Source organism: Rhizobium beringeri, assembly GCF_004306515.1.
Taxonomy (GTDB): Bacteria; Pseudomonadota; Alphaproteobacteria; order Rhizobiales; family Rhizobiaceae; genus Rhizobium; species Rhizobium beringeri.
This window is the reverse complement of the sequence record NZ_SILG01000001.1, coordinates 390,689-405,721: the sequence shown is the minus strand read 5'-3', so window position 1 is coordinate 405,721 and position 15,033 is coordinate 390,689. Positions and strand designations below refer to the sequence as shown.

The 15,033-nt window shown below is 61.7% G+C and carries 12 protein-coding genes; 4 read left to right on the top strand and 8 right to left on the bottom strand.

Translation table 11 applies throughout. From position 1 onward, the window contains the following. Positions 1-4 precede the first annotated feature (4 nt). The 3 genes from ELH03_RS02110 to ELH03_RS02100 all read right to left on the bottom strand — a co-directional run bounded on the left by ELH03_RS02110 (position 5) and on the right by ELH03_RS02100 (position 3,876). Positions 5-1,147, bottom strand: coding sequence for an ABC transporter ATP-binding protein (locus ELH03_RS02110; RefSeq protein ID WP_027685945.1), 1,143 nt, complete (start codon positions 1,145-1,147; stop codon positions 5-7). Positions 1,148-1,242: 95 nt separating this feature from the next. Then, complete coding sequence (locus ELH03_RS02105; RefSeq protein ID WP_018244858.1) at positions 1,243-2,340, bottom strand: polyamine ABC transporter substrate-binding protein; 1,098 nt, start codon at positions 2,338-2,340, stop codon at positions 1,243-1,245. Between the two features lie 126 nt (positions 2,341-2,466). Then, complete coding sequence (locus ELH03_RS02100; RefSeq protein WP_130765931.1) at positions 2,467-3,876, bottom strand: helix-turn-helix domain-containing protein; 1,410 nt, start codon at positions 3,874-3,876, stop codon at positions 2,467-2,469. 190 nt (positions 3,877-4,066) lie between these two features. Here ELH03_RS02100 and aceA point away from each other — a divergent pair, with 190 nt between their 5' ends. Together aceA and ELH03_RS02090 are read left to right on the top strand one after the other, a co-directional pair. Beyond that, a complete protein-coding gene (aceA, locus tag ELH03_RS02095) occupies positions 4,067-5,356 on the top strand; it encodes an isocitrate lyase (protein WP_130765930.1) in 1,290 nt (429 codons plus the stop codon). Between the two features lie 21 nt (positions 5,357-5,377). Then, positions 5,378-5,614, top strand: coding sequence for an SMc00767 family acetate metabolism repressor (locus ELH03_RS02090; RefSeq protein WP_003545603.1), 237 nt, complete (start codon positions 5,378-5,380; stop codon positions 5,612-5,614). 140 nt (positions 5,615-5,754) lie between these two features. Here the strand turns inward: ELH03_RS02090 and ELH03_RS02085 are convergent, their stop codons facing one another. Next, the gene (locus ELH03_RS02085; RefSeq protein ID WP_130765929.1) at positions 5,755-6,624 is read right to left on the bottom strand and encodes a LysR family transcriptional regulator; all 870 of its coding nucleotides are present in this window, start codon (positions 6,622-6,624) and stop codon (positions 5,755-5,757) included. A 90-nt stretch (positions 6,625-6,714) separates the two neighbouring features. Here ELH03_RS02085 and ELH03_RS02080 point away from each other — a divergent pair, with 90 nt between their 5' ends. Further along, on the top strand, positions 6,715-6,951 hold the full coding sequence (locus ELH03_RS02080; RefSeq protein ID WP_130765928.1) for a hypothetical protein: 237 nt from the start codon (positions 6,715-6,717) through the stop codon (positions 6,949-6,951). On the opposite strand, the gene ELH03_RS02075 is transcribed toward ELH03_RS02080, so the two are convergent. The 4 genes from ELH03_RS02075 to ELH03_RS02065 form a co-directional block, all read right to left on the bottom strand. Beyond that, on the bottom strand, positions 6,924-8,771 hold the full coding sequence (locus ELH03_RS02075; RefSeq protein WP_128405321.1) for a methyl-accepting chemotaxis protein: 1,848 nt from the start codon (positions 8,769-8,771) through the stop codon (positions 6,924-6,926). The two genes, ELH03_RS02080 and ELH03_RS02075, sit on opposite strands and share 28 nt — an antisense overlap. Positions 8,772-9,029: 258 nt before the next feature. Further along, positions 9,030-11,561: a methyl-accepting chemotaxis protein gene (locus ELH03_RS02070; RefSeq protein WP_130765927.1), complete on the bottom strand. Its 2,532-nt coding sequence runs from the start codon at positions 11,559-11,561 to the stop codon at positions 9,030-9,032. A 311-nt stretch (positions 11,562-11,872) separates the two neighbouring features. After that, positions 11,873-12,016, bottom strand: coding sequence for a hypothetical protein (locus tag ELH03_RS37220; RefSeq protein WP_003556626.1), 144 nt, complete (start codon positions 12,014-12,016; stop codon positions 11,873-11,875). A gap of 271 nt (positions 12,017-12,287) precedes the next feature. Then, positions 12,288-13,508, bottom strand: coding sequence for a BaiN/RdsA family NAD(P)/FAD-dependent oxidoreductase (locus ELH03_RS02065; RefSeq protein ID WP_128405319.1), 1,221 nt, complete (start codon positions 13,506-13,508; stop codon positions 12,288-12,290). 88 nt (positions 13,509-13,596) lie between these two features. Between ELH03_RS02065 and ELH03_RS02060 the strand changes: the two genes are divergently transcribed. Then, positions 13,597-15,033, top strand: coding sequence for a glutamine synthetase family protein (locus ELH03_RS02060; RefSeq protein ID WP_128405318.1), 1,437 nt, complete (start codon positions 13,597-13,599; stop codon positions 15,031-15,033).

Genomic DNA, 15,033 nt, shown 5'->3' with positions numbered 1-15,033 from the left:
GATGTCAATCCTTCAGCAGGACGCCGGCATTCTCGTCGAAGGAGACCCAGACTTCCTGATCGTAGGTGAAGGGGTCGTCGACGGAGCGCTGCGCATTGAGGGACGAGGCCTTGACGACGTTGCCGCTTTGCAATTTCACATGGAAGACGGTCATGTCGCCGAGATAGGCGATATCCCAGAGTTCGCCTTTGGCGGCGTTGACGGACGCATTGGCGGGAGCCGTGCGCCCGACCCGCATCTTTTCCGGCCGGATGGCAAAGCCGACGGCGCTGCCTGCGGAGGGCGTTTCGGCGGCAGCGACACGCACGCTGAAGCCGCTGTCGACTGATATCTCGACGGTGCCGTTGCCCGATGAGGCGACCTTGCCGTCGAAAATGTTCACATCGCCGATGAAATCCGCGACGAAGCGGCAATTCGGCGCCTCGTAGATTTCGGCCGGCGTCGCCACCTGCACGACTTTGCCGTGGCTCATGACGGCGATACGATCGGCCATGGTCATCGCCTCTTCCTGGTCGTGGGTGACGACGACGAAGGTGAGGCCGAGATTCTGCTGCAGGTCCATCAGCTCGAACTGGGTTTCCTCACGCAGCTTCTTGTCGAGCGCGCCGAGCGGTTCGTCGAGCAGCAGCACCTTCGGGCGCTTGGCGAGCGAGCGGGCCAGCGCGACGCGCTGGCGCTGGCCGCCGGAAAGCTGGTTCGGCTTGCGGGAGGCAAATTGCTCCAGCTTGACGAGCTTCAACATCTGCAAGACGCGGTCAGTCATCTCGTCCTTCGCCATGCCGTCCTGTTTCAGGCCGAAGGCGATGTTCTTCTCGACCGTCATGTGCGGGAAAAGCGCATAGGACTGGAACATCATGTTAACGGGACGCCGATAGGGCGGCGTGCCGGCCATGTCGGTGCCGTCCAGCACGATTTCGCCCGAGGTCGGCTGCTCGAAGCCGGCGAGCATGCGCAGAAGCGTCGACTTGCCGCAGCCGGAAGCGCCGAGCAGCGCGAAGAACTCGCGGTGATAGATGTCGAGCGACAGGTTATCGACTGCGGTGAAATCACCGAAACGCTTGGTGACGTTCTTGATTGATATGAAGGGCTTGGCGGACGGATCGGTCCAAGGTGCGAAAGAGCGGCGAATATTGCCTAGAGACTTCATATTGTTCCCCGAAAATACATTCTTTTGCTCCCGGTTTCACCCGGCCGGGATCGTCAAAAAAAGGCCCGGACGTTTCCGTCCGGGCCGTTATTCTATCATTGGCCGGTGACCACGGTGGTCCATAGCCGCGTCACGATCCGTTGCGTCTTCGGATCGAGCGGCGGAACGGTGAAGAGCTTCGCCATCACCTCGGGCGTCGGGTAGATCGCCGTATCGTCAAGGACCTCCTTGTCGAGGAACTGCTGCGAGGCCTTGTTGCCGTTGGCGTAGAAGACGAAGTTCGAGGCCTTGGCGATCACTTCCGGCTTCATCATGTAGTTGATGAATTCATGGGCTTCGGCGACATGCGGCGCATCCTTTGGAATGCCGAAGACGTCGAAGAAGATCTGGGCTCCCTGCGACGGGACCGAGTAGTCGACCTTTACGCCGGCATTGGCTTCCGCGGCACGGTCGCGGGCCTGGAACATGTCGCCGGAATAACCGAGCGCGATGCAGATATCGCCGTTCGCCAGCGCGCTGATATATTCGGACGAATGGAACTTGCGGACGAAGGGACGGACGGCCGTGAGAACCTCCTGCGCCTTCTTGAGATCGGCGGGATCGGTGCTGTTGGGATTGAGCCCGAGATAGGCGAGTACCGAGGGCACGACGTCGGTTGGGGAATCCAGCATATAGATGCCGCAATCCTTGAGTTTCGCCGCTTTCGCCGGATCGAACAACGCGTCCCAATTGGGCTTGTCGTCGGTGCCGAGGGCAGCCTTGACCTTGTCGACATTATAGCCGATGCCCGTCGTGCCCCACATGTAGTCGACGCTGTATTCATTGCCGGGGTCGAAGGACGCCACGCCCTTCATGATGACATCCCACATATTGACCAGGTTCGGCAGCTTCGACTTGTCGAGCTTCTGGTAGACGCCGGCGGCGATCTGGCGCTGCATGAAGGATACTGTGGGGACGACGACGTCATACCCCGAACCACCGGCCAAGAGCTTGGTTTCCAGCGTCTCGTTGGAATCGAAAGTGTCGTAGACGACCTTGATGCCGGTTTCCTTGGTGAAATCCTCGAGGATGGAACTGTCGATATAATCCGACCAGTTGTAGACGTTGACCACACGCTCCTGGGCAAAGGCCGGAGCGGCAGCAAGGAGTGCTGTAACGGCGGCGGCCGTCACGCATAGGATGGTTGACCTCATAACTTCTCCTGTTTGTTCAAAGATTCCGCACCCCCGGACATCTTTTCCCTCTGGTTTTCCACGCAGACTAAGAAGGAATTTCACAGCCCACAAGCGCAAAATCCTAGGCCCTCAATGATTTCACAATCACTGGAAGTCGAAGGCGCTGAGCCCCGCCACCATCTCGTCGAGCCCGAGCGGTCTCGTCACCGGCGGCTCGGCTCGGGAAAGGCAGCCGCGCCGCTCGCAAAGGCGACAGGCCGGACCGATGGCGACCGGATCGAGCGCCATCGCCTGCCCATAGACCACACCCTCGCCAAGGGCAGCGTCGCAGCCGATCAGGATTGCTGTGCGCCTGACCCTTTCGCCGAATTCGACGCTCGGTCCCTCCAGGGTGCGGGCGACCGTCAGGAAGGATGCGCCGTCCGGCATGACCACCGTTTCGGCGAGGATCTGGCCCGGCTGCAGGAAAGCGGCGTGGATATTGAGCTTCGGACAGCCGCCGCCGAAACGGGCCTGCGGAAAGCCCTGGGCTCCTGCCCTGCGCAGCCGGTGGCCAGCGGCATCGATTTCGATCAGGAAGAAGGGAATGGCGGCCGCCCCGGGCCGCTGCAGCATGGCAAGGCGCGCGGCGGCGTGGCCGAAGGAGACGCCGAAGCGCGCACGCAGAATATCGATATCGTAGCGCGTTGCCTTGGCCGCCGACAGAAAAGCTTCATAGGGCATTGTGAGCGCCAGCGCGGCGATGCGGGCAAGCTCGAAGCGGGCGATGCGCCTCGCCTCGGCGGAAGCGAGCGAGAGATCGGCGAGCTCGGCATCGATTGCCGGCAGCAAAGCGAGAGTCGCGGCCTCGATTGATATCTCATGCGCACGGTCGGCCTGCGACAGGCGCTCCGAGATGAAAAGACGCATCGAATGGCGATCGAAACGGCGGCGCAGATCCGGCATCACGTGGACGGGCAGGACACGCACCGCGATGCCGCGCTCGGAACGCAGCCAATCCTTCAGCCCGGCAGCAAGATCGAGGCCGCCGGGGAGCGTTGCGGCAAAAGCTTCTGCCGCCGTCTCGATCCGTGCGAAATAGCCGGACCTGCGCTCCAGCGCCTCGCGCACCTCGTCCAGCGGCAACCGGCCGGCGGCGACCGGCGCATGCCCTTCGGCGGCCATCAGCACCGTCAGATCGGACAGTCTTGCCGCCTGCTCGCGATAGGCGCGGTAGAGCTTGATCATGCCGCTCGCGGCATTGGGTGCTGCCTCGGCCACCTCCACCAGTTCCTGGTCACCCGGCAACTCACCCGACAGCAGCGGATCGGCAAAGATCTCCTTGAGCTGGTCGAGACTGCCGCCGGTCTGCCCCCGCAACTCCTCCAGATCGACCCTATAGACGCTTGCAAGCTTGAGAAGGAGCTGCACCGTCAGCGGCCGCTGGTTGCGCTCGATCAGATTCAGGTAGGACGGCGATATTTCAAGCGCCTCGGCCATGGCGGTCTGCGTCAGCGCCAGCGCATTGCGGATGCGTCTGACTTTCGGGCCTGCGAATATCTTTCGTTCCGCCATGTCACACCCTTTGACAAGGAAGGAGCGCTGTATTTACAAAATTTTACAAATTCACAGCGCCACTCTGTCAATCCTCGTCATCTTAACCTCTTTCCGGACAGGAAATCAAAGGTTTTTCTGGTCATAACGGCTGATATTGTCAATCTTGTCATGCGGCACCTTTGTTGGGCTTTTTAGTGAGGAAAGCAGCATGACCGATTTTTACAAGCTTGTTCCAAACGCATCAACAGGCCGCTTCGACGGCATCGAGAGACCGTACTCGGCCGATGACGTGCGGCGGCTCAGAGGCTCGGTGGCGCTGCGCCATACGCTGGCCGAAATGGGGGCGGACCGGTTGTGGCGGCTCATTCACCAGGAGGATTTCGTCAATGCGCTCGGCGCACTTTCCGGCAACCAGGCCATGCAGATGGTGCGCGCCGGGCTGAAGGCGATCTATCTCTCCGGCTGGCAGGTGGCGGCCGACGCCAATACGGCATCGGCGATGTATCCCGACCAGTCCCTCTATCCGGCCAATGCCGGTCCGGAACTGGCCAAACGCATCAACCGCACGCTGCAGCGCGCCGATCAGATCGAGACCGCGGAAGCCCAGGGACTTTCCGTCGAGACCTGGTTCGCGCCGATCGTTGCCGATGCGGAAGCAGGCTTCGGCGGACCGCTCAACGCCTTCGAAATCATGAAGGCCTATATCGAGGCGGGTGCCGCGGGCGTTCACTTCGAGGACCAGCTCGCTTCGGAGAAGAAATGCGGCCATCTCGGCGGCAAAGTGCTGATCCCGACGGCCGCCCATATCCGCAATCTCGATGCCGCGCGACTTGCTGCCGACGTCATGGGCGTTGCGACGCTGGTCATCGCCCGCACCGACGCGGAAGCGGCAAAGCTCTTGACGTCAGACATCGACGAGCGCGACCAGCCCTTCGTCGACTATGATGCCGGCCGCACAGTCGAAGGTTTCTATCAGGTGCGAAACGGCATCGAGCCCTGTATCGCACGTGCCGTCGCCTATGCGCCGCATTGCGATCTCATCTGGTGCGAGACCTCGAAGCCGGACCTCGATCAGGCACGGCGCTTTGCCGAAGGCGTGCACAAGGTCCACCCCGGCAAGCTGCTCGCCTATAATTGCTCGCCTTCCTTCAACTGGAAGAAGAACCTCGACGAGGCGACGATTGCGCGGTTCCAGCGCGAACTCGGCGCGATGGGCTACAAGTTCCAGTTCATCACGCTCGCCGGCTTCCACCAGCTGAACTACGGCATGTACGAACTGGCGCGCGGCTACCGGCAGCGGCAGATGTCGGCCTATTCCGAGCTGCAGCAGGCGGAATTCGCCGCCGAGGTCAATGGCTATACCGCCACCAAACATCAGCGCGAGGTCGGCACCGGCTATTTCGACGCGGTGTCGCTCGCCATCACCGGCGGCCGGTCTTCGACCACGGCGATGCACGGCTCGACCGAACATGCGCAGTTCAAACCGGCTGCGGAATAACTCGAAGAGGAGGAGAAGATCATGGCATCCATTACACGCGTCAGGGAACGGGCCGAGGAGCAGGCAAGCAGCATGAGCGAGGATCAGCAGACGACGATCCGCATGCTCGCCAACGACCTGCATCGGCTGAACCAATCGGTCATGAAGGCCGTCGAGGCCGGTGTCTCGGTCGAACTGGTGCGCTCGGCCCGTCATCACGGCGGCGACGGCCACTGGGGCGACCTGCTGATCCCCGTCGTCGTCACCAACCGGCATTGACGAAGACCGACCAGCGGCGGGGTCGATGACGTCGGCCCGCTTCTTCAAACGCCGCGCGACCTATCGGGCGCGCGGCGCTTTACGTCTCCAGTTAATGCAGCCGTGGTCCCAAACCGCTGCACAGTTTTGGGCGACACGCTCTAGCCTCGACTCGGTCGTTTCCCGGCGAAGAGATCGGCATAACTTTTGATGAGCTTGGTCATGCGGTCGGCGACTGTGCGGATCTCCGGGCGATGGCGGTCCTCGGCATTCATGACGATCCATTGCCGGTGGCGCAATTCCGGCAACTCGCCGCCCTGCCGCTGCAAGTCAGGATGGAGATCGCCGACGAAACAGGGAAGCACGGTCTTGCCGGCGCCGGCGCGCACCAGATCCGGCAGCGAACGCGGCCGATTAACCGTGGCGACGATCCCTGTTGCGGCATGGGCGTGCGGCCAGCGCAGATAGGCCGATATCGCCTCCTCCTCGGCGACTGCAATCCAGCGCTCGTCGGTCTCGGCGGCGTTGCGTCTGATATAGACGGCATAGGCCACCTCCCCGAGCTGACGTGCGGCGAGATTGGCCTCCTCGGGCTCGAAGGCGCGAATACCGATATCGCTCTCGCGATAGGCAAGGCTTGCCCGCGCCTCGCCGATGGTGAGCGAAATGGCGAAGGCATCGCCCGGCATGCGGATTGCGGCGAAATTCTCGGTCAGCAACCAAGCGAGCCAGGTGCCGGCGGTGACCCTGACGGTCGTGCCGCCCTCGCCGGATTGCCGCCACGCCTCGACCTTGCGGGCGACGGCTTCCATTTCCTGAAGGTGATCGAGCAGCGCCTGACCATCCGGGGTCAGACGGTATCCGGTCTGGCTGCGGACAAACAATGCACGGCCGATCTCCTGTTCGAGATCGAGCATGCGCCGGCCGACGGTCGCAGGACTAAGCCCGCTTGCGGTGCTTGCTCCCGTCAACCCGCCGAGCCGGGCGACCTGCAGGAAAAGCTGATAGGAATCCCAATTCGCGTTTTTCATTAATGAAAAACATAGCGGGATTTTCCCCGTTTATAAAGAGAAATTCGAAGCCTAGATCAGCTGATGTCTTACACAGCAAAGGACATCGTCATGATCGACATGATCACCATCGCAGGTACCATCGGCTATCGGCACTCTCCCAAGCGATGCGGCTGCAGGGCGGAGGAGGACAGATTCTATGCCGAGTTCGGAAACAGCAGCCTCGTTGGCTTCGCCGCCTGGCTGACGTCGTTCGATCTCCACCTGGGAAAGCGCCGCAAGGCCGCGACGCAATCCCGTGGCAGCTGCGGCTGCGCGGTTCAGGCGACTTTTCTTGCCCCGAGATGAGCCGGTGCAGATTCTGCGACGATGCGGAACCGCTCGATCAGCGCCATCAGCGTATCGGCCTCGCCGGCGAGCAGGCGGCTTGCCTGCGTCGTCTCGGCAACCATCGACGCGTTCTTCTGGGTCATCTGGTCCATGGCGTTGACCGAACCGTTGACCTCCTGCAGCGCGGCCGACTGATCGCGGCTGGCGGTGGCGATGGTCTCGACATGGCCGCTGATTGCGATGATCTCCTGGCTGATCGAGGCAAGGACGCTGCCGGTCTTCTGGACCAGTTCAGAACCTGCCGTCACTTCCCGGCTCGATGTCTCGATCAGCGACTTGATCTCTCGCGCCGCATCGGCCGAACGCTGGGCGAGTTCGCGGACTTCCTGGGCGACGACGGCAAACCCCTTGCCCGCCTCGCCGGCGCGTGCCGCCTCGATGCCGGCGTTCAGCGCCAGAAGATTGGTCTGGAAGGCGATGTCGTCGATCACCTCGATGATCTGCTCGATGCGCTGCGAGGCCTGCTCGATGCGCTCCATGGCGGAGACGGCATCGCCGACGACGGCGCCGGAATTGTCGGCGGTCTTCTTGGTCGCGGCCACGACATTGTTGGCTTCCCGGGCTCGCTCGGCGGAAGAACGAACCGTCACGGTGATCTCCTCCACCGCGGCCGCGGTCTCCTCAAGGCTCGCCGCCTGCGCCTCGGTGCGCTTCGAAAGTTCACCGGCAGAGGCGGAGACGGCGCCGCTGTTGCGCTGGATGCTCGAGGCGCTGTCGCGGATGCCGGACAGCGTATCCTGGAGCCGCAAAAGCGAAGCGTTGAAATCGACGCGCAACTGCTCCAACCGGCCGACGAAAGGCGTGCCGATCGTCTGCGAGACGTCGCCCTGCGACAGGCGCCCGAGGCCGGCGGCAAGCTGATTGACGGCAAAGTCGATCTGGCCGTCGAGCGAGCGCTTGTCGGCATCGTTCCTGGCGCGTTCGGCATCGCTCAAGGCGCGCTGTTCGGCAGCCTGGGTTTCCAGATCGCGCCTTGCGCGGGCGCTGTCGCGGAAAAGCGCCAGAGCCCGGCCGATATCGCCGAACTCGTTCTTCTTTTCGATACAGGGGATCGCTCCTTCGAGATCGCCCGAGGAAATCGAGTGCACGCTCGTCGTCAGCGCCTGCAAAGGCTTCACCGACAGGCGGATCGCATAGAAGGCGAGAACGCCGACGATCAGCATGACGATGGCGCCGACGCCGAGAACCAGCATCTGCAGCTCATACATGCGCTGGTAATAGAGCTCCATCGGAATGCCGATGAAGAGAATGCCGACATTGGCGCTCGAGGCGTTTTTGATCGGGAAATAACCGGTCATGAACTTGCGGCCGAAAAGCTCCGCCGGACCATAATAGGCTTCACCCCTGGCGAGGACCGGCTGGGCCGGGTGCTCGGCGACCAGCTTGGTGCCGACGGCGCGGTCGCCGTTTTCCTTCTTGACGTTGGTGGATATGCGGACGTAGTCGCCGCCCTGCTTTTGGAAGATGGTTGCGACACCGGCGATCGACTGCGCGGTGCGGTCGACCAGCGAGTGATCGGCAAGGGCCGGAATGGCGTCTTCGGTGACGGCGGAGAGCTGATTGTCCTTCAGCTCGATCTTTGCAGCCTGATCAGCTGCGCCGTAAAGGACGGCCATCGCACGGGCGGCGTCCTTCGCGTCGGAGACGGCCCCGTCCATGACCTGATGGCTCAGATTGTAATAGGTCACGCCGACGATGGCGGCCGTGCTGATGGCCAGCAGAAACAGCGTGATCGCAACGATCTGGCGTACGATCGACGTAGAGAAAAGGCGCAGCATCGAGACCCCCGGGAGATAAACCAAGGTTAAATTAGACTAAAAGCGTTAAGGAAGATTCTCCGCAAATCATGGCTGTCGGAGATATTCACCGTCTCGTTTCCGAGCATTTTCCGACTATCCCGGCCTGATAGGCTGCCGGGCATTCGACCTATTCTTCCATCGTTCAAATCTTCTCGATCGAGGCGCTGTTTTGCAGAATAAATAGAAACGGCCCCGGAAAGTCCGGGGCCGTTCGCATGAAGACGGATGGATCGATGATCAGGCGGCGCGGTAGACTGGTGCTGCGGCCGCCTCGCCGTCGATCTTGAACTGCTGGATGAGCCGGCGCAGCGAATCGGCCTCGTCGGCCAGTTCGCGGCTGGCGGCAGTCGTCTCCTCCACCATGGCGGCGTTCTGCTGCGTCATCTGGTCCATCTGGTTGACCGTCGCATTGACGCCCTGCAGCGCGTTGGACTGGTCGTGGCTGGCGCGAGCGATCATCTCGACATGCTGGCTGATCGTGACGATCTGGGCGCTGATCTTGGCGAGCACCGTGCCGGTCTCCTGCACGAACTGCGAGCCGGAGCTGACCTCGTTGGTCGACTTGTTGATCAGCCCCTTGATCTCCTGCGCCGCAGCGGCGGAGCGCTGGGCCAGTTCGCGGACCTCCATCGCGACCACCGCGAAGCCCTTGCCGGCTTCACCGGCGCGCGCCGCCTCGATGCCGGCGTTGAGCGCCAGGAGGTTGGTCTGGAAGGCGATCTCGTCGATGACGCCGATGATCTGCTCGATCTGGCGCGAGGCATCCTCGATGCGGCCCATCGCGTCGATCGCATTGCTGACGACGACGGCGGAATCGTCGGCGCTACGCTTGGCCTGGCGGACGATCTGGTCGGCATCCTTGGCGCGTTCGGCCGACGAACGGACCGTGACGGTGATTTCGTCGACGGCGGCCGCGGTTTCTTCGAGCGAGGCTGCCTGCTGTTCGGTGCGCTTGGAGAGGTCCTCGGCCGACTGGGCCATCTGGTTGCCGTTGCCTTGGATCAGCTCGACATTGTCGCGGATCTGGCTCATCGTCGCCTGCAGGCGCATCATCGAACCGTTGAAATCCTGGCGGAGCTGTTCGAGACGACCGATGAAGGGCGTTTCGATCGTCGTCGAGATATCGCCCTGCGACATGCGTTCGAGGCCGGCGGCGAGCGCATTGACCGCAAATTCGATCTGACGATCCATCTCGCGCTTTTCGGCGTCATTGCGCTGGCGCTCATGTTCGGCGGCGGCGCGTTCCTCGTCGCTCTGCTCCTCGATGCGTATCTTCGAGATGGCGTTTTCCTTGAAGATGCCGAGCGCGCGGGCCATGTCGCCGATTTCATCGTGGCGCTGCTCGCCGGAGATGCTGGTATCCAGCGCCCCTTCGGCGATGCGGCGCATGGCGGCGGTGATATGGCTGATCGGGCGCTGCAGCGTCAGCACCAGGGCAATGCCGCCGAGGATCGACAGTAGGATGCCGAGACCGGTGGTCATGACGGAGATGCTGTTTGCCTGGGTGCGCTCGGTGCCGGCCGTCTGCTTCTGCAGCTCGGCGAAATCGGTCAGCTTTTTCCAGATCTGGTCGAGTTCCTGGCGGGCCGCGGCATAGGCTGTGACGCGCTCGCCGATCGTGTCGACGATCTTCGAGCCGCCGCCGGAAATGATGTCGAGCGCCGGCTGGATCGCGCCTGATATGCCTTCGGCAAAACCCATGCCCTTGGCGCTGGTGATCAGCACCTGCATGTCCTTACCGAGCGTGCCGGCCTGCTGCTGCAGGCGCACGAGATTTTCCTTGCTGGAATCGGCGAGAAAGTCGGAAAGAACGATCTGCAGCGAATAGACGGAATTTTCGAGACGCCTCGTATCCTGCAGGACCGAGTTGGCCTGGGCAATCCGGCCATCGAGCGCGGCGAATTCCTGGGTGGCGTCACGCATTTTCTGCGTGGCGGTCAGCTGCGTATAGGTCGAGGTCTGGCGGAAGCGCGAAACGAGACGGCCGAGTTCGGTGGCGGTCTCGTCGGTCGGATTGGGCGTCTGGACGATCGTCTTGATGCCGTCGATGGTCGCAGCCAGCGCGTCGATAACGTTCTTCTGATTGCTCGGAACCGAGATGGCGATCAGACGCTGCGATTTGATGATCTCGGGCATCTGTTCGTTGATGAAGGCGATCTTGTCCTGCGGTGTCTGCGGCTTGCTGAAGCCGCTGGCGACGGTGCCAAGAAAATCGCCGCCCTTCAGCAAACGGTCGGCCGTGCGAAGGGTGCTGGTGGCGGCGCTCTCGTCGCTCTGGACGGTGCTCTGCAATTCCTCGGCCTGGTAGGACACGGTGAAGCGGGTGCTGATCACGCTCTTCTGCGCTGCGTCGATCTGCTCATGCAATGCCCGCTCCTGCTCGTGCAGCGCCCAGAGCTTGTCGACGACGCCCGAAATGTCCTTGGTGCGGCGCGATGCCTCCGCAAGGCTGTCGCGACCGGCGGCCTCTTCACCGACCTGGTTCAGCGTCTGGTCGAGCACGCCTTGCTGGGTCTTCAGATCCGCAAGCAGCTTGTCGCGCGCCTCAGGGCTGGTGACGCGCAGGAAATCATCCATCGAACCATAGAGATCCTTGAAGCCGCTGAGCGACTGCAGCACGCTGTTGGATATTTCCATGCGGCCCTGCAGAAGTCCCGAAGCGTAGAGGCCCGTCAGGCCCACCGCCGAAATGGTGACGACGAAAGGCAGAACGAAGATCAGGACCTTGGTCTTGATCCTGAAACGGGAAAGAATCTTGTCAATCAACATGGCGTTCCGGGCCTTTCATACACCACTCCTCCCGCAGGCAGCCACATGGCGCCAGCCGGGTGCACATCGAGCTATTCTTAGTTACATTGGGGAACCCGGAGGCCAGGCGGCAGTCATTGCCAGTTCATGTCCAAACAACTTGGAGATGCCCAAATATTCGCGAGCAATTGTGTCAGATTAGATATTAATTTTCGGATAAGCGGTTATGGCGGGTTAAGCCAAGGCAGTGAAATAGTTGCAAATTATGGGCCGCGACGCCGCGGTGCGACAATAGCCAAGTCGCAACGTTCGTTCCAGGTCTGCGGACAGGATCAGATGAAGTGCGAGAGCAGCAGCGCGATGCTGGCGGCTGTGGCGCCGGCTGCAAGCATCAGATAACGCAGGGCGACCATTCGAGCGTTCGGCTTTGCCTCGGCAATTGCTATGGCGCGGGCGCGTCGTGTGTTTCTGGTCATGGTCGAAACCTCACTTCTCTCTGACACAACAACAATCCAACAAATCGGCTTGCCGGTAAAGCTTAATTTAGGAACGACCTTACAAACCGCCAATTGAGACAGGATGGCGCACCTCTATTAAAAAGTCTTGAATCGGCTTTTCTAAAGCACGTCGCGTTGAATCGGAATCATGCGACGCGCTTTAGGTATTTGCTTTCTGATCAGCGCTGTGCTCCTCGGCCTCATGCAAGTCGTTATCCCAAAACCGCTGCGCACTTTTGGGCGACATGCATTAGGCCCATTCACCGGCGGCAAAACCGGAGGCCCAGGCCCACTGGAAATTATAGCCGCCAAGCCAGCCGGTGACGTCGACGCATTCACCGATGAAATAAAGGCCGGGCACGGCTTTTGCTTCCATGCTGCGGGAATCGAGCGCTGCCGTGTCGATGCCGCCGAGCGTCACTTCGGCGGTGCGATAACCTTCCGAGCCGGACGGTTTGACCGCCCAATTCTGGGCGCCAGCGGCAAGACGCAGCAGCGCCTTGTCAGGCAGGTCGGCCATGTTGCCGGAGATTTTCTCGCGCTCCACGAGAAACTGTGCCAGCCGCTTCGGCAAGAAGTCGCCAAGGGCTGTCTGCGGCGACTGGCGGCCGTTGAGCTGCTTTGCCGTCTTCAAATGCGCCGCAATATCGATATCCGGTTCGATGGCGACCACGATCTCGTCGCCCTCGCGCCAATAGGAAGAAATCTGCAGGATGGCCGGGCCGCTCAGCCCGCGATGGGTGAACAGCAGCGCTTCACGGAAGGCGGTCCTGCCATGGCGAATTTCGGCCGGGGCGGCGATGCCGGCGAGCGGGGCGATGCTCTCGAGCAGGCCGGGATCGAGCGTCAGCGGCACGAGGCCGGGTCGGGTTTCGAGCACGGGCAAGCCGAACTGCTCGGCGAGGCGATAGGCAAAGCCGGTGGCACCCATCTTCGGGATCGACTTGCCGCCGGCGGCGACGATCAGCGATGATGCTTCATAATGGCCTTCGCTGGTCGATACCCGGAAGCCGACTTCGGTCTTTTCGACACCTGATATCTCGGTGCCGAGATCTAGCACCGCACCGGCCATGCGCATCTCGGCCAGCAGCATGCGGATGATGTCTTTGGCGCTATCGTCGCAGAAAAGCTGGCCGAGCGTCTTTTCGTGCCAGGCAATGCCATGGCGGTCGACCATGGCGATGAAGTCGGCAGGTGTGAAACGGGCGAGCGCCGATTTGCAGAAATGCGGGTTGGCGGAGAGGAAATTCTTCGGTCCGGCATGGATATTGGTGAAATTGCAGCGGCCGCCGCCCGATATGCGGATCTTCTCGCCAGGCGCCCTGGCATGGTCGAGGACCACGACCGAGCGACCGCGTTTTCCCGCGCCAATGGCCGCCATCATGCCCGCCGCCCCGGCGCCGATGACGATGACGTCGCTTTTGCGCTGCAAATCCGTTTCCCCGTTCAAAATCACGTCTTCTTTTTCCATCAAAGGGCGAAAGTCAACGTTTGCCACCCCTCGCCAATTGGCAAAGTCTGGTTATGATGGTGCCACGATCAACACAAACCGGTGTGTCATGTCCCCAAAAAAGACGACGCTGAAACCTGCCAGAAACGTACCCGCCTCGAAGAAAGCTCCCCCGGAACCCGGATCCCTGCGTGGCGTTGCGAACTGGAAGGAAGCAGCGCGGTGGCTGAGGGACAGGGGCATCGAAGACATCGAATGCATCACGCCGGACCTTGCCGGCGTTGCGCGCGGCAAGATGATGCCGAGCTCGAAATTCACCTCGAACACGTCGCTGGCACTGCCTTCGGCGATCTACCGGCATACGATATCGGGCGAATATCCCGACGAGACGGAGAGCTTCCGCTACGAGCCGCGCGACAGCGACTTGAAGCTGATGCCCGACCTTTCGACGCTTTCGGTTGTGCCCTGGGAGACCGACCCGACGGCGCAGGTGATCTGCGACATCGTCGATTCGGACGGCGGCGAAGTGCCCTATACGCCGCGCAACGTGCTGAAGCGCATCATGAGCCTCTATCACGAGCGCGGCTGGAAACCGATCGTGGCGCCCGAGATCGAATTCTATCTCGTCGCCAAGAACGACGATCCCGACTATCCGCTGCACCCGCCCAAAGGCCGGTCCGGCCGCTCGATCCTCGGCGGTCAGGGCTATTCGATCGCCGGCATCAATGAGTTCGACGAGCTGATCGACGACGTCTATCATTTCTCGGAGAAGCAGGGGCTGGAGATCGATACGCTGATCCACGAAGAGGGACCGGCGCAGCTCGAGATCAACCTGCGCCACGGCAATCCGATCGAACTTGCCGACCAGGTGTTCCTGTTCAAGCGGACGATCCGCGAGGCGGCGCTGAAGCACGACATTTACGCGACTTTCATGGCCAAGCCGATGCAGGGTCAGCCGGGTTCGGCGATGCATATCCATCAGTCGGTGGTCAATATCGAGACGGGCAAGAACATCTTCTCCAATCCCGACGGATCGGCTTCGAAGGAATTCTTCCATTTCATCGGCGGCATGCAGAAATTCGTGCCAAGCGCGATGGCGATGCTTGCGCCCTATGTGAATTCCTACCGGCGCCTGCAGCCCGATATGTCCTGCCCCGTCAACAATGCCTGGGGCTACGACAACCGAACGACGGCCTTCCGCGTGCCGGTTTCCGATCCACAGGCGCGGCGCGTGGAAAACCGACTGCCGAGCTCGGACGCCAACCCCTATCTCGCACTCGCCGCCTCGCTCGCTTCCGGCCTGCTCGGCATCATGAAGGAGATCGAGCCGACGGCGCCGACCGAGGATTCGGCCAACGAGGGTTCGATCGATCTGCCGCGCGGCCTGCTCGAGGCCGTGGCGCTGCTCGAGGACGAACCCGCTTTCGAGGAGATGTTCGGCAAGCAGTTCATCGGCCTTTATGCCGGCGTCAAGCGCGGCGAGTTCGAGACCTTCATGCAGGTGATCAGCCCCTGGGAGCGGGAATTCCTTCTGCTCAACGTGTGA